This window comes from Paenibacillus sp. JJ1683 (assembly GCF_053006485.1).
On sequence record NZ_CM129820.1, the window covers coordinates 4,460,825 to 4,476,031 of the forward strand.

At 42.3% G+C, this 15,207-nt stretch carries 11 protein-coding genes, 1 tRNA gene and 1 pseudogene; 5 read left to right on the forward strand and 8 right to left on the reverse strand.

What is annotated here, in order from left to right:
• Positions 1 to 363 precede the first annotated feature (363 nt).
• The 3 genes from ACUC6J_RS19080 to hsdR form a co-directional block, all read right to left on the reverse strand.
• Positions 364 to 1,821, reverse strand: coding sequence for a restriction endonuclease subunit S (locus ACUC6J_RS19080; RefSeq protein WP_447249280.1), 1,458 nt, complete (start codon positions 1,819 to 1,821; stop codon positions 364 to 366).
• Positions 1,814 to 3,265: an N-6 DNA methylase gene (locus ACUC6J_RS19085; RefSeq protein ID WP_447249281.1), complete on the reverse strand. Its 1,452-nt coding sequence runs from the start codon at positions 3,263 to 3,265 to the stop codon at positions 1,814 to 1,816. Before ACUC6J_RS19085 ends, ACUC6J_RS19080 begins: the two co-directional genes overlap by 8 nt.
• A 162-nt stretch (positions 3,266 to 3,427) precedes the next feature.
• Positions 3,428 to 6,649, reverse strand: coding sequence for a type I restriction-modification system endonuclease (gene hsdR / locus ACUC6J_RS19090; protein WP_447249282.1), 3,222 nt, complete (start codon positions 6,647 to 6,649; stop codon positions 3,428 to 3,430).
• A 265-nt stretch (positions 6,650 to 6,914) separates the two neighbouring features.
• On the opposite strand from hsdR, the pseudogene ACUC6J_RS19095 reads away from it, so the two are divergent.
• Positions 6,915 to 7,803 (forward strand): annotated as a pseudogene (locus ACUC6J_RS19095) (IS256 family transposase); the annotation flags it as partial.
• Positions 7,804 to 8,007: 204 nt separating this feature from the next.
• Here the strand turns inward: ACUC6J_RS19095 and ACUC6J_RS19100 are convergent.
• A tRNA-Arg gene (locus ACUC6J_RS19100) sits at positions 8,008 to 8,081 on the reverse strand.
• 175 nt (positions 8,082 to 8,256) lie between these two features.
• Here ACUC6J_RS19100 and ACUC6J_RS19105 point away from each other — a divergent pair.
• Positions 8,257 to 8,550 (forward strand): DUF4870 domain-containing protein, encoded by a 294-nt coding sequence (locus ACUC6J_RS19105; RefSeq protein WP_016324668.1) that lies wholly within the window; start codon positions 8,257 to 8,259, stop codon positions 8,548 to 8,550.
• 309 nt (positions 8,551 to 8,859) lie between these two features.
• On the opposite strand, the gene ACUC6J_RS19110 is transcribed toward ACUC6J_RS19105, so the two are convergent.
• Positions 8,860 to 9,219, reverse strand: a complete 360-nt coding sequence (locus tag ACUC6J_RS19110; RefSeq protein ID WP_031462108.1) for a hypothetical protein — start codon at positions 9,217 to 9,219, stop codon at positions 8,860 to 8,862.
• A gap of 163 nt (positions 9,220 to 9,382) precedes the next feature.
• Here ACUC6J_RS19110 and asnB point away from each other — a divergent pair, with 163 nt between their 5' ends.
• Positions 9,383 to 11,227: an asparagine synthase (glutamine-hydrolyzing) gene (asnB, locus tag ACUC6J_RS19115; protein WP_153794468.1), complete on the forward strand. Its 1,845-nt coding sequence runs from the start codon at positions 9,383 to 9,385 to the stop codon at positions 11,225 to 11,227.
• Positions 11,228 to 11,393: 166 nt separating this feature from the next.
• Here the strand turns inward: asnB and ACUC6J_RS19120 are convergent, their stop codons facing one another.
• From ACUC6J_RS19120 to ACUC6J_RS19130, 3 genes are all read right to left on the reverse strand, one after another.
• Entirely contained in the window at positions 11,394 to 12,026 is a 633-nt protein-coding gene (locus tag ACUC6J_RS19120; protein ID WP_102998249.1) for an XTP/dITP diphosphatase, read from the reverse strand.
• Positions 12,026 to 12,787: a ribonuclease PH gene (gene rph / locus ACUC6J_RS19125; RefSeq protein WP_447249283.1), complete on the reverse strand. Its 762-nt coding sequence runs from the start codon at positions 12,785 to 12,787 to the stop codon at positions 12,026 to 12,028. The genes ACUC6J_RS19120 and rph overlap by 1 nt, the downstream gene beginning before the upstream one ends.
• A 93-nt stretch (positions 12,788 to 12,880) precedes the next feature.
• Positions 12,881 to 13,939: a GerMN domain-containing protein gene (locus tag ACUC6J_RS19130; RefSeq protein ID WP_016818532.1), complete on the reverse strand. Its 1,059-nt coding sequence runs from the start codon at positions 13,937 to 13,939 to the stop codon at positions 12,881 to 12,883.
• Positions 13,940 to 14,090: 151 nt separating this feature from the next.
• On the opposite strand from ACUC6J_RS19130, the gene ACUC6J_RS19135 reads away from it, so the two are divergent.
• Positions 14,091 to 14,648 (forward strand): phosphatidylglycerophosphatase A family protein, encoded by a 558-nt coding sequence (locus ACUC6J_RS19135; RefSeq protein WP_330720879.1) that lies wholly within the window; start codon positions 14,091 to 14,093, stop codon positions 14,646 to 14,648.
• Positions 14,649 to 14,719: 71 nt separating this feature from the next.
• Entirely contained in the window at positions 14,720 to 15,157 is a 438-nt protein-coding gene (locus tag ACUC6J_RS19140) for a GNAT family N-acetyltransferase (protein WP_031462109.1), read from the forward strand.
• The last annotated feature ends 50 nt before the right edge of the window (positions 15,158 to 15,207 follow it).

Sequence of the window (15,207 nt, forward strand, 5' to 3'; positions counted from 1 at the left end):
ATATATCAAGGATTTGAAGCAATTTTAATTTCGTTCAAACTTTACATATCTGAACTCTTCGACGTCCCAGGAGGGATTCGGACCCCCGACCGACGGCTTAGCTTACCACTATAGTTATCACTACTTATACTAGGCATATCAAGCGTTTGAGACGTATTTAATTCGTACTAGGGATTCGGTCAAATTACGTTCTAAGACCGAAAGTATCTTTAATGAATACAATAACCCCATTTAATACTTTAATCAAGAAGAATCGTTTCGTTTTCAAAGCCCATTATTCATGTGTGTAGGGAACTATGATCCTTAATATAGGCATCACTAATATCTCTGAAAATACCGTCTATGCATCTATTCTCTAAAAAATTATAACTTTTCTTGAAGAATTGATTTTAACAATTCTATTGCTGGCTCATCTGCTGCATCGTTTGTGCCTAATTCACCTTTGAAGGCTTTTGAGAGAACAGCAGACTTGATTTCATCGACATTTATATTCAATAATTCTTTAACTTGAAGTTCCTTATTAAAGAATTCATCTAATAATTCTACAATTTTCAATTGTTCTTTTAAAGGAGGTAACGGTAATAGAAATTCACTAATCATAGTAGCACTTAAATTCTCTTGATTTCCACCCTTAGCAATACTCCTAAATCTATTATACCCCTCCATAAAATAGTAATATAAATATTCAGGTGTTATATAAGGAGAAGGTAATAATGCACAAACAGCTTGATTACATGTTGCTTCAATATCTAAAATAGCTGCTCGACCTCTGGTTAAACCTTGTCCATACATCGCCACTAATACCGATTTTTTGGGCAACCATTTAGCTGAACTTTTTTCTACACCTAATTGAGTGATATGTTCTTCTGCTTCTGGAATTCTATTCCATTTAATTTCACCTGTTTTTATCCATGGTACTTTACCATCTACATAATATTCTTTAAATGCCTTTTTTGGTGTACCACCAGAAGTTATTTTTAAAACATCACCTAACTTAACCCATTTCCATGTAGAAGGTATAGAATGTCTAATATCAGACTCAAGAATGTCAGGATTAATTTTCGCTTTAAAAGTAGCTTCTGATTTCAATTTTTTATATAGAATATGTGCATCTTCTACAACTTCATTTTTTCTAAATGAAGTTGTCAATTCACCTTTTAATGCTGCTTCTAAAACCCCTGCACGTCTAAGTCCAAAAGTTTCTTTCGCTTCATCAATCAGTTGATTAGCTTCATCAATTTTATCAAATAAAATTTGAATTTTATTTGCAATTCTCTGTTGTTCATTTATTGGGGGTAAAGGAAAAGTATACTTTTTAACATTATTCGCTGATAAATTTGGTTGTGCAGAACCATTATTATGAACGTTAATCATAGAAGTTCCAAGTGGGCTTATTAAATACCAAAACAGATAATTATTATTAATATGAGGTCTCAATATAACTAACGAAGAAGCAATTGCCCCTTTTTCAATTTCCCTTACTATAGCAGTTTTTCCCAAAGTTCCTCGTAAGCAATATAAAACATCATTTTTTACGATTTTTCCACTTGACAATAAATCATACTTTTCATCAGAAATATAGTTCATTTTAGATATATCTATGTTACCATTTTGTATATTCCCCGCATTTATAAAGGGAATTCCATTCTCTAAAAAGTCCTTCTGTGAAGGATAATTTTTACCTCTATCACCATTAATAAAGTTTGTAACTGCCTCTAACTTCACCCATAACCAATTATTAGGTATTTTATAAGGCTGTTCTTCTTCTTGCACTAATGCTTCTCCCAATAAATCATCCAATGTTCTTTTCTTCTTACTCACGATCTTTCACCTCTATCGCTTTCAGTTCTGCTACAACCTCGCCTAACAAATCCATTGCTTGTTGTAATTTGTCAATTGCTTCTTCCGCTGATTCAATTGGGTCTGGTAAATTAGCAAAAGCTGATAATGATTCATCTGCAATTAACCCAATGTCTAAGTTATCTCCTTTAGCCGCAATCACTTCACGTGTAAATACATTCCATCGCTCATCATGTATCTCTGCACGTTTTTCTGATTTGTAAGCTTCAATAAACCCATCAAAATGCTTTTCTGTTAATGGTGTTCGTTTACCAAACGATGGCATATTTGTACGTAAATCATATACCCATACTTCTTTTGTATTACCTTCATCTTTTGTTCCACGTTCAATAAATAGGACATTCGTTTTTACACCTTGCGCATAAAAAATCCCTGTTGGTAATCGAAGAATTGTGTGAAGATTACACTTATTCATTAAGTCTTGACGAATTTTAGCACCTACACCATCTTCAAATAATACGTTATCAGGTAATACAACAGCCGCACGTCCTGTACCATCTGTTACAAGCGAATTATAAATAAGCTGTAAGAAGTTTAACTGCTTATTCGATGTTTCAAATGTTAAATCATCACGTGTTGCACGTTCTCCACCTTTTTTTGTACCGAATGGTGGGTTTGTTAATACAACATTGAAGTTCTTCATCCATTTACCATTTGCTGATAGTGTATCACCTTGCTCTAAACGACCTTCCATATCATGCAGTAATGCGTTCATTAAGGCTAAACGGTGCGTATCTTTTACAAGTTCCATACCTGTGAAAGCTTCTTTCTTTTGAAACTCCGCTTCTTCTGGTGAAATATCAAAATAATCATCCGTTTGCTCTTTTAAGTAGCGGTCTGCTGCAATCATGAAGCCAAATGTACCTGCTGCTGGGTCATTGCATCGTTCTCCGACCTTTGGATCAATAAGCTTAACCATTACATCAATTAATACACGTGGTGTAAAGTATTGTCCTGCACCTGATTTTTTCTCACTCGCATTTTTCTCAAGTAAACCCTCGTATAGATCACCTAGACCTTCTTCCTTTGCGTTATACCAATCTAATTCATCAATTGATTTCAATAACTTTTCAAGATTTTTCGGTTCATCAATACTTGTTGACGCACCATTATAAATTTGGCGTAAGCGTTCATTATTAACTTCTGATGATCCTAATTTTAATAATAATTCTTGATAAAATTCTTTTAGTTGAATTCCTTCTTTATTTAATAAGTTATCCCAACGATAACCTTCTGGAATAACTGATTCACCTTTTCGTTCTCCACCATTATCATCTTGCTCTTTCATCATTTTTAAAAATAGAATATATGTTAATTCGGTTACATATTGCTGGTATGTAATCCCATCATCACGTAATACGTTTGCTAAGCCCCAAAGTTTTGAGACGATTTCTGTGTTATTCATGTTCTTCCTCCATGTTTCCTTTAATCTTTGTACATTATAACCTTTTTAGGTTAATCGCTCTATTAGAACTATCAAAAAAGGAGTTCCAATATAAGAACTCCTTTACACATCATTCAATATTAGGCTCTTCTGTAAGAATAATCCATAAATTACCACGGCTTTTTAACTAGCATATAAACTCTCATTAATTAACTTCACAATTTGATCGACTTCTTCACCTAGTTCTTTCTTCAAACGATTATATCCTCCTCGACTTTTAAACGGCTCTTCTGAAAAAGCATCTTGTGGATTAGGTGAAAGAACAGGCATTTCAATGAGTTGCTTCTCAATACGCTCTAACCATTTACGCTGTCTCGGTGTCCAATCATGCATAGAATACACTTTTTTCATTGCATTTTTCACACGTGATTCAGTCGATACTAATGCCTCTCCCAATGCTGCTTGACGAATAAAGCTAATAATATCAGCCGCAATCTCTTCATTCTTCGCTTGTTTCCATGCTGTTTGTAAATGATCTTGCTTAAAGTGCTTTGTTGCTAAAATAACTTCAATTTCACGTAAGTCTTTACGAGTTAAGTCTTTCGGTCGTGTACACACAATTTGAAGTGCAGGGATTTCATTCATATTTTCTCGAATGAACTGTACAAAACCATCTAAATAATCGGTTGGTCGCTCGTTACCTTCCCCGTACCCACGTTTTACATCCGTCACTTCATCTTCATGATTTGCAATGACTTGTAGCTCTTTCTTCGTTTTATATGTCGCTACATAATCAAACAATACGCTATGATTCTGTGCTTGCTCAGGTGTGTAGGTTTGTAATTCTTTCGCCCATTCATCTACTGTTACACCTTTTGAAAGCTGCTCAAATTGTCGTTTTGCCTCATCATTGAATGTTTGTTTCTTACGTTGCACCTTTGCCACTAATTGATCTAAAAAGTGCTGTGCCTCATCTTGCGTCTCTGCTTGTATAAAGGATTCATGCAGCTCTGCTATTGTTACCTTTTGCTGCCTCACAACAGGTTTCATATCTGTATATTGCTGTAACTGATTATAGATTCCCACCGCATCAAAAATACGGAAATGAGATTTTTCAATCTCTGGACATAAACGAGTAGCACGCCCTAACATTTGATCGTATAGAATACGTGACTTTATACGGCGTAAGAAAACAATGTTTGTAATCTTCGGTACATCAATACCTGTCGTTAGTAAATCGACTGTTACGACAATATTTGGTAAGCGTTCATTTTTGAAACGTTTAATCATTTCATTCGGTTGATAAATCGAACCTGTGATTTTCACAATCGCATCATCTGATACATCATCACCGTTTTCTGCAAATGCTTCCTTTAGTAAACGAACGATTAAATCAGCGTGTTGATCTGTTGCCGCAAAAATCAATGTTTTTTCATCGCTTTCTGGATCAATATAATCAATTAATTTCGTTAAAACTGCTCGGTTAAAGCCTTCTGTAATCACTCGTTTATTAAAATGCTCGACTTCGAATTTCAGTTCATCTTCTAGCCGCTCTAAAATGATTTCGCCTTCTTCTGGATCATAAACCTCTACTTCTTCGCCTTTTTCAAACGAAATACCATGCTGTTGCAATTCCGTTTCAAATAAATAAGGTGGCTCATGGTCGACTAAATAGCCATCTAAAACCGCTTCTGTATAAGAATATTTATAAATCGGTGAACCAAAAATTTCTGTCGTATGAAGTGCTGGTGTAGCTGTCAGACCAAGCACTGCCGCATCGAAATAATCAATAACTCTACGGTATTGGCTTACATAATCACTTTGATCTCGGAATAGTAGCTCATCATCTGTCATTTCTCGGTCACTTGTATAACCTCGGTGTGCTTCATCGACAATAATAAAATCATATTGTCCAACAGAAGGTAGTTGCTCTTGATCGTTATAAAACAAGCGTCTTACCATACCTTGAACTGTTGCAATTTGCACCTTTGTTTCCACATCTGGTGTCATATCTTCAAGTGATTTCACATCATAAATCGATGAAAACGGTAAACCATTTTCCATCTTAGAATCTTTTAAAGCATCTGCCGTTTGTTGACCTAGTGAATTACGATCGACTAAAAATAATATTCGACGACATTTCTTCGCTTTAATTAAACGATACATAAGAGCGATTGCTGTACGGGTTTTCCCTGTACCTGTTGCCATTGCAACAAGCATTTTTCTAGCTCCTTGCATTAATGCTTCTTCTGCTGCTAATACCGCTTTTTGTTGGTAGTCACGTAAACCAAACTTCGTAATATCCTCGTTTTTTAAGCTTTCATTTGCTTGTCTATCATCCACGTCTAATAGCATCTTTAAATCTGATGGTGAGTGCCAACCTTCTAAAGCATGAGATCGCTTCGTTTGATTACGTGCATCCCAAAACCAAATACCCGATTGATCTTCAAGCTGTCTTAAATACGGTCTACCATTAGAAGCAAAAATAAACGGCACTTTATATTCTCCATTTGGTGGCAATAATTCAATACCTTCTATTGCTTGTACTTCACGTGCATATACTTTTGCTTGGCTTTCAAGTGCCGATGGAATATCACGATGCTTTGCTTTTGCTTCGACAATACCGACCAGTTGCAGCCCAATGAATAAAGCATAATCCGCATATTTCGAACCAACTTTCCATTCTGCTATCGCCATATTTTTATTTTTTTCGGGCATCGTTTTATGTTTCTTTTGATTATATTTTTCTGTATCAACAAGCCAGCCAGCTGCACGTAATTTATCATCAATTAAAATACGTGTTTGAGCTTCTGATAAACGATGCTTTTGAATATGTAGCTTTGATTTTTCTTTACGTCTTACACGTACATCTTTTGTAATTTCATCCTTTGTAATTGTATCAAGTTGCGTTAGAAGTTCTTTTTCCTTTTTAGCAATTTCTTCTTCTAAAGCTTGCACCTTCAATTGAAGCTCCTTAGAACTCTCTTCTCTCTCTGGCTCTCTATATGTAGGTGCGACAAATTCCCAATCAATATATACTTCCATAAACCAAATCGAGATTTGATACGCTAATGCTAGTAACTGTTTTGCTTCTTCTGTCGTACCATAGGATGCTTCATGAGAAGCGGTATTCCCTTTTCTGCGTAACGTGTGGAATATATCTAACATTTCTGGCTCTGCTAATCCTTCTTTTTTTATTGTATTTAAACGGTCTACTTGCCTTGTATCATACGCTTCACGAATGTTATCAGATGCTAAAACAGCTTTTGCAATTGATTCACCTAATAAACGTAATTTCATAATGGAAGTATGCGGATCATTATATAAATTATGCTCGGCACTTTCTCCAAGCTTCGCTAATACTTCCCATTCTCCTTTAAAAAAAGAAAAGTTACTCATTATCATCACCCACCACTTTTCTAAGTATTTGATCTAATTGTACTATAATAGGAATTATTGGACTAGGAGAACAAACATTTCAATAAAGCTTATCGTTTCGAAGTTTTAGTCGTGGTATGTGTTCAGAGCGAGTCTGTAAAATATATTGTGTAAACTCTCAAACCCATTAAAATGGAAGTAAGGGAAGGTTAGAGAAACACATAGGACTTTGGTCAAAGGAGCAACTTCGGAAATTTGGTTAAGGTGAACAACTTAATCACTACACAAGATATCGAACGCAACTGGCATCGAAGAGCAAATCATTGCTCTGTATGCCAAAGGCATCAGTACCAGAGAAATTCAGAATCATTTAGGACAGATGTATGGTATTGAAGTGTCTCCTACGCTTATTTCCAATGTTACAAATAAGATTGTCCCTCTCATTAAAGAATGGCAGAATCGGCCTCTTCAAGGTCAAACAAGACGGGGCCATGATCAACAAGGCCGCCTACATGGTCATTGGCATCGATTTGGACGGAAACAAGGATGTGCTAGGCATGTGGATTGGTGAAAATGAGTCCTCAATTCTGGCTGAGTGTGCTGAATGAACTCAAGAATCGTGGAGTCCAAGACATTCTCATTATCTGCGTGGATAACTTGTTCGGGTTCTCTCAGGCAATTGCAGTCTGCTATCCCAAACTGAAATCCAAAAGTGTGTCATTCGCCAAATCCGTAGCTCCACTCGGTAGTTTCGTACAAGGATATTAAGAAAGTAACTGCTGACTTAAAGCCCCGACTTAAAGCCCATTTACAAAGCAACTACCGAAGAAGGCGCCTTACTTAAACTCGACCGTTTTGAGCAGGTCTGTGGAGCCAAATATCCCCTTATTATCCGTTCTTGGCGAACCCATTGGGATGAGCTTGCTACCTTTTTTAAATACCCGCTAGAGATTCGCAGACTCATCTACACCACCAATAGGATTGAGAGTTACCATCGCCAACTTCTTAAGGTGACGAAAGGAAGATGCATCCTTCCTACCGATGAAGCCTTACTTAAGATGCTCTATCTGGCTACCATCGACGTCACTCGAAAATGGACAGGTCGTGTCCAAAACTGAGGCCAAATGTTGCTCCAGATGTCGGTCTTTTTCCCCGATCGGGTCGGTCAACACTTGCGATAAATCGCTACTTCCCCCTCGGGGGAATCTGTGCCTAAAAGAGTTTTCACAAAATTTTTGACAGACCCTCCTTTTCAGAGGAACTGTCCCACTTAGCTTGACAATCCGTAATATAAAAAAGGGATTCTGCATCAGTGACCGAAGCCCTGACCGAAGCCCTAATTTCTCACAAATCCATTTATCAACGGTTTGTGACTGATTTAATTACGTCCCAGGAGGGATTCGAACCCCCGACCGACGGCTTAGAAGGCCGTTGCTCTATCCAGCTGAGCTACTGGGACAAAATGATAATCCATAAAACCTTATGTATTCAGTGCATTAATGATTATATCACATTTTGGGCAACTGTCAAAAGCATTTTTTCATTATACAGGAAAGCAGGCTGCAAAAGGAATCATTTGGACGTTAACAGGGTATTATGTACAAAGAACGATGCCAAAAAGGAGGGGTTAATCCGTGAGAGGCCTTTTGTCTTCACTTTGTTATTTTAGCATTTTTTTCGCACCTTTTCTGGTGCCGGTCATTGTGTGGATTGCAGTCCGGGACGAATATGTTCAGGGACACGCGAAAAAAGCCATTTTATCGCACATTTTCCCCATTATTGCGGCGATTCCGCTAGTTTATTTTATTATCACTGCCAATCATGCAGGTTCGGTTATCGGGTTTGTACTGCTATTCGTAGTGGTCTATCTCGGCGTTTTTGTCTATAACATCTACAAAGGGATCATGACGCTGCGTGAAGCGGCCTAATTCAAAAGAAGCCTCTCGCATTCGCAATTTTGACGAATACAGAGGCTTCTTCAGGGTCATTTATAAATGAGCGTTTCTCAGTTTATGACTGTTTATTTATTACCGAAGCGTCTAGGACTTCTTCGCACCTCATGTCTTACATTTTTCTCCATCACTTCTTCCGCGAACTCATTGTTATGAATATAACTGCTGCCTTTGTTTTTCTTATACTTCGCTTTGCCGTCTATGATTTCCCCCTCCTTTCACGCTGATCTGGCGATGGCGCCGGTGTCCAAATTAACAAAAGCCGAGGTAGTGCACACCATATCCTCATGCCCCGAACTCCTTGGCAAACTCTGTACTAAGCTGCCCATAGGAGAGCAATTCCCTTTTGAACTTTTCCCGTTCCTCACCAGCGGTAATGTGCGTAGAGTCCGTAAAAGCCTTGTCGGTCACTTCTTCAAATGCCGAATGCAGATTATTGTCATACCAATCCAGCTCCAGATCGGCATCATTGCGGATGATCCGTACCATGTCATAATCAGGCTGACCATCCTTCTGATTCGTAGCTGTGATATAAACCAGCAGCTCCGGGTCATCTGCGGCACCGGGACGCACTTCTACCTCGGCACAGCGCACTCCGTCAAGTTCAGTGAAGCGGCGTATTTTGGCATCCTTGATGTAGTACATTGTCTCCCTCCTTCCTTACGTGTAGGCGGGTTGCCCCATCTGTAGTTTTCGGAACGGACAGACATTTTATGCTTCTTTTCGGCATATATACTGATGAACTGGGGATTTAGTTTTTGATTCATTCCAACACTGGATGAACACGACAAAGAGAGGATGAATAGACATGTGCGGAATTACAGGTTTCATACAGTGGAACGGAGATTTAATGCATCAATCTGAGCTGCTGCTGAATATGACGCAAACGCTCTCCGATCGCGGACCGGATGCTGCGGGTACCTGGATATCCAATCCGTGTGCCTTCGGACACCGAAGACTAAGCGTAATGGACCCGGAAAACGGCGCTCAGCCCATGATCCGGCAGCTTGAGGATATCACTTATACGATTGTATATAACGGGGAAATATATAACGCGCCTGAGCTGAAAAAAGAGCTGCAACAACGTGGGCATTTTTTCCGTACACAATGCGACACAGAGGTACTGCTCGAATCTTATATCGAATGGGGCCCGGATTGTGTAGATCGGTTGAACGGCATTTTTGCGTTTGCGGTCTGGGATAGTGAGCGGGAGCAGGTATTTCTGGCACGAGATCGACTGGGAGTGAAGCCGCTATTTTATAGCCAAACTGAAGATGTATTTGTATTTGGCTCCGAACCCAAAGCCCTACTCCAGCATCCAGCGGTAGAGGCAGCAGTAGACGCCGAGGGATTGGCAGAAATTTTTATCATTGGGCCTGCACGCACCCCCGGACACGGCGTCTATTCGTCGATGAAGGAGCTCCGTCCCGGGCATACCCTCACCTACAGCCGCGACGGCGTACGCATTCAAGCCTATTGGAAACTGGAAAGCATTGCGCATGAGGATAACACCGAAGAAACGGCACTCAAGGTACGAGAGCTGTTAATGGATACCGTGGAACGGCAGCTTATTTCGGATGTACCGGTATGTACCTTATTGTCTGGCGGGCTGGATTCAAGTGCTCTGTCCGCATTAGCAGTTGATTATTACAAACGTACCGGGCAGGGACAAGTTCATACGTATTCAGTCGATTATGTGGACAACGACAAGCATTTTAAAGCCCATGCGTTCCAGCCCGGAGCCGATGCTCCCTGGATACAGCGGATGGTCGATGAATTAGGGACAAATCATCACTGGATTGAATTCGATACACCTGAAGTTGTAGCCGCTCTGAACAACTCCACGCTAACGCGGGATTTACCCGGCATGGCGGACGTGGATTCGTCACTGTATCTCTTTTGCCGGGAGATTAAAAAGGGCGCTACCGTTGCCATTTCTGGTGAAGCAGCGGATGAAGTGTTTGGCGGATATCCGTGGTTCCATCGGGAGGATATGCTGAACTCAGGCACATTCCCGTGGGCGGTTGCTCCCGATATGAGAGCGAGTCTGCTATCCCCTGAAGTGCGGGACTGGATCAAGCCGCTGGAGTATTTGAACGACCGTTACTCAGAAGCAGTCGGAGAAGTACCAAAGCTACCGGGGGAAACAGGAAAAGCTGCGCAAATGCGCGTCATGTCCTATTTGAACATCACCCGCTTTATGCCTACCCTGCTGGATCGCAAGGATCGGATGAGTATGGGGGTCGGACTCGAAGTACGGGTGCCGTATTGCGATCATCGGTTGGTGCAATATGTATGGAACATTCCGTGGAGCATTAAGATGACAGGCGGACGTGAAAAAGGTATTTTGCGCAAAGCGCTGGAGGGCGTATTGCCGGATGATGTGCTATATCGCAAAAAAAGCCCATATCCCAAAACGCATAATCCCTCCTATCTTGCCGCTGTGAAAAAGCAGGCGCTGCAACTGCTGGATGATTCCTCTTCCCCACTGCTCAAGCTGATCGATACGAAAAAGATACGGGATATTGCCAGCTCACCGGAGGCATCCACCAATCTGCCTTGGTTTGGCCAGCTAATGTCGGGTCCTCAGTTGTTTGCTTACTTGACGCAAGTGGATAACTGGCTGCGCACTTACAAGGTGGCTATTCGATAAAATGTGCTAACTGCTTAAGCCGTAAACTACGAGGTGGTAACCGCCTGTTTTTCTCGATGCATGCTATACGTGGAACAGAAAGTACCAAAAAGGCTATCCGCGCCTATGACTGACGGATAGCCTTTTTTTCGTATATGACAGGTATATTATTCACCCTGCTGCCAAACTATTCCTGCGGATTCCCCAGCTTTGTTGCCAAATTACGCAGGGCTATGCCTCGATGACTGATAGCCTGCTTTTGTTCCAACGTCAGCTCCGCCATTGTCTTTTCAAACTCTGGCAAATAGAACAGCGGATCATACCCAAACCCACCGCTGCCCGCGGTTTCAGTCGTAATCCAGCCTTCCACGGAGCCCGTCGATTCCAACGTCTCCCCAGTCTGTGGGTTATACAGAATCAAGGTACAGACGAATTGAGCCGGGCTTAGCAAAGGCTGTCCGGTATCATCACCAAGCTGCTTTGATTCCAAAACATCAAGCAGCTTGATATTGTTTTCGTGATCGCTGGCGCCTTCTCCCGCATAACGGGCCGAATATACGCCTGGCGCACCGTCCAGCAAGTCCACGCACAGGCCGGAATCATCGGCTAGCACAGGCAATCCGAGCACATCTCCCACCGCTTTGGCTTTTTTCAGCGCATTTTCGGCAAAGGTTGTGCCATCCTCAACGACATCAGGAATGTCTGGATAATCGTACATACTTCTGACTTCCTTGCCAAACGGCGCAAAAGCATGTGCAAATTCCCGCACTTTCCCTTTATTCTTCGTAGCGACAATGACAACCGGACCATCCAGTCGCATTAGGCCCCAGCTCCTGTACGTCCAGCACCGATCTTATCGGCAATCGGTCCGAGTACTTCTTTTTGGCGCTCGATCATTTGCAAAATCCCTTGTTCACCCAAGCTAAGCAGCTGATCCAATTCCTGACGGTCGAATGGGCTTTCTTCCCCCGTACCTTGCAGCTCGACGTATTTCCCACTGCCAGTCATGACGAGATTCATGTCCACCTTAGCCTTGGAATCCTCTTCATAATTCAGATCCAGCAGCGCCTTGTCACCAACAACCCCTACGCTGACGGAAGCCAGAAAATCCGTAATAGGGAAAACAGGCAACTTGTGCTGGATCGCAATTTTATTTACTGCAATCGCCAACGCTACGAAAGAACCGGTAATGGAGGTTGTACGTGTCCCACCGTCCGCCTGAATGACGTCACAGTCCAACGTAATCGTCCGTTCACCAAGCGCCTGCAAATTGACAACCGAACGCATCGCTCTTCCGATCAGACGCTGAATTTCCATAGTACGGCCTGTCAGCTTGCCGCGCGCCGCTTCACGCTGATTGCGGCTATGTGTCGCCCGCGGAAGCATGGAATATTCGGCGGTCACCCAGCCTTTTCCTTGGCCCTTCATAAAGGGAGGAACGCGCTCTTCCACTGTAGCCGTACAGATGACTTTCGTCTCGCCAACCTCTATAAAAACAGAGCCCTCCGCGTATTTATTTACTCCTGCTGTCAATTTCATCGGGCGCAGCTCATCACCGTTTCGTCCGTTAGATCTACTCATGCTTTTTCCTCCTACGTCGTATGCAACCTGTTCTTATATGTTTATTTTACCAAAGTGTGCAGGCAAAAGCACCCCAATGACGATTCCCTGTCCTTAAAGAGGAATTTCGTTAATGTGCTGCGGCTTGGCTACAGGCTCTCCATAATTTTGATTATTTTGTCCAATCACGCTTTTCTCACCATTCAGTTCAATGCGAATCTTCGTTTTGACCGCATCATCCGAATTGTCCGCTGCTGTCAGTACGACCGATTCCAAAAATTCAGCAGGTACGGCCTCCCCTTTGGCAAACATATCATCCGAGAGTGATACCGTAATGACGTTATCTTTAGAGCGTTCTACCGATTTCAGCGCCGTCTCCCCTGTCATCACTTCCTGCAATCCATCCTTGGTCTGTGGCCCTTGAATTAATTGATGTAGAGCGGACTGGACACGATCTTTTTCCGGACTGACCAGTCGTGTTACAGGTACATAATATTGTACTCCAGCAGGCGAAGATGAAGAGAAATATACGGTGACTGGACTGGAATCCAGAGGGGTCACACCATGACCGACCTCCAAATTAATCCCTACTGCGCGCGTGAGCGGATGGTCCAGTGGTGTGCCGCCAACAGGCATTTCGTTCAGCTTTTTACCATCCACCCAAATCTGCACGCTTTTAATATCGGGACGGTCGGTCAAGGTCCAAGTCAAGCTTTCCATTAATTTGCGTTCTTCCTGTGGCTTATAGTTGGCGAAAGATTTGTTAAATTCGACAACAGCCAGCTTGTTATCCTTGTCCACTGTCACACTTTTCACTTCTGTACCCTGAGGCAGTACACCTTTAAATCCTTCTGGTAATAAGCCGGCATAAGGCCCGCCCTCAACCAGTGTTTCCAGCGCCGACTTGGCATCTGCCTGTACATCGCCTGAAGCAATCGGTAAAGATACAGGGGCCAGCAAGCCGTTATGATCTTGCAAAAAAACAGCCCTCAACTGCCCGGTAGTGGCAGGTGCTTTTCCGGTTACAGCCTTAATCATGGACTGCTCTGTCGTGGACGGCGGAGGGTCAATGGACGCGGCTTCGTTGCCGAAAAGGCTGCATCCGGACAACAACAGGGGCAGGGATAGCAGCCCGGCTACAGAGGTCATACGCCATGGGTGTTTTATGTTCATAAATGAAGTTCCTCCCTAACAATTTTGTACAGATTGTACTAATATGTATACGAGCCCCGCGTAAAAAATAACTACTTTTTTAGCAGACTGGACACACTGGTCATAATTGCAGTAGAAAATTAGTCTACACGAGGAGGGTAACTTCAACTTTATGGACAAGAAAAAAGCACCTTACAGCCTGAATAGTAAAAAGGTAGCCGATGCCACCCGTGAGTGGCTGCACAAGCGTGGTGTAAGTATGACTGAAATCGCAGAACTGGTTATGCTTCTACAGAAAAAATATTACCCGAACCTAACGATGGAAGAATGTATGGACAATGTGGACAAGGTGTTAATGAAGCGCGAGGTTCAAAATGCCGTGCTTACGGGCATCCAGCTAGATATTCTCGCGGAACAGGGGGCTCTTCTTCCCCCATTGCAGGATATGATTGAGAATGATGAGGGATTATACGGAGTGGATGAAATTCTAGCCTTTTCCATCGTCAATGTGTACGGCAGTATTGGATTTACCAATTACGGTTATGTCGATAAGCTCAAACCGGGTGTGCTGGAACGCCTGAACGATAAAAGCCTTGGGCCGATTCATACGTTTCTGGATGACATTGTGGGTGCGATTGCAGCCTCGGCCAGCAGTCGTATCGCCCATCGCAAGCAGGCAGAGCGCGAGCAGGAGCTTGGAGAAGAAAGTGCACCGAATACAACACGGTAACAATGACATGCCAGTTGCAAACAATGCGTTGGATTACAATAGATATATACAGGGTAAGAGGAGAACTAGACATGGCAGACGTAATTGCAGGATATACATTCCGTACGATGCAGGCTGATGATTACGATCAGGCCATTGAGCTGTGGAATGGCTTAGACGGATTGGGATTAAGTGAGGCCGATTCACCGGAGCGGATTGCACGATTTTTGCAGCGGAATGAAGGACTTAGCTTTGTCTGTGAGTACGCTGGAAACATCATAGGCACGATTTTAGCAGGCCATGATAGTCGCAGAGGGTTTCTGTATCATCTGGGTGTAGCCACAGAACATCGTGGTCATGGGATTGCGCCCAGACTGGTGGATAAAGCGTTATCTGCTTTGCTTAAAGAAGGTATTGATAAATGCCATCTGTTTGTGATGGAGCATAACATAGGAGGTCAACGCTTCTGGTCAGCTAACGGCTGGGAGAAGCGAGATGGGATTTTATTATATTCGCGAGATCTGGGATAGCATCTGAACGCCTGATCTATGTAAATTAGGAACGCCGGGGCTGCTGATTC

Bases quoted from the DNA above. Each gene is read 5' to 3' on its own strand.
- ACUC6J_RS19085 (WP_447249281.1), bottom strand. From the start codon at position 3,265: ATGAATAACACAGAAATCGTCTCAAAACTTTGGGGCTTAGCAAACGTA.
- hsdR (WP_447249282.1), bottom strand. From the start codon at position 6,649: ATGATAATGAGTAACTTTTCTTTTTTTAAAGGAGAATGGGAAGTATTA.
- ACUC6J_RS19110 (WP_031462108.1), bottom strand. From the start codon at position 9,219: ATGTACTACATCAAGGATGCCAAAATACGCCGCTTCACTGAACTTGAC.
- asnB (WP_153794468.1), top strand. From the start codon at position 9,383: ATGTGCGGAATTACAGGTTTCATACAGTGGAACGGAGATTTAATGCAT.
- ACUC6J_RS19120 (WP_102998249.1), bottom strand. From the start codon at position 12,026: ATGCGACTGGATGGTCCGGTTGTCATTGTCGCTACGAAGAATAAAGGG.
- rph (WP_447249283.1), bottom strand. From the start codon at position 12,787: ATGAGTAGATCTAACGGACGAAACGGTGATGAGCTGCGCCCGATGAAA.
- ACUC6J_RS19130 (WP_016818532.1), bottom strand. From the start codon at position 13,939: ATGAACATAAAACACCCATGGCGTATGACCTCTGTAGCCGGGCTGCTA.
- ACUC6J_RS19135 (WP_330720879.1), top strand. From the start codon at position 14,091: ATGGACAAGAAAAAAGCACCTTACAGCCTGAATAGTAAAAAGGTAGCC.
- ACUC6J_RS19140 (WP_031462109.1), top strand. From the start codon at position 14,720: ATGGCAGACGTAATTGCAGGATATACATTCCGTACGATGCAGGCTGAT.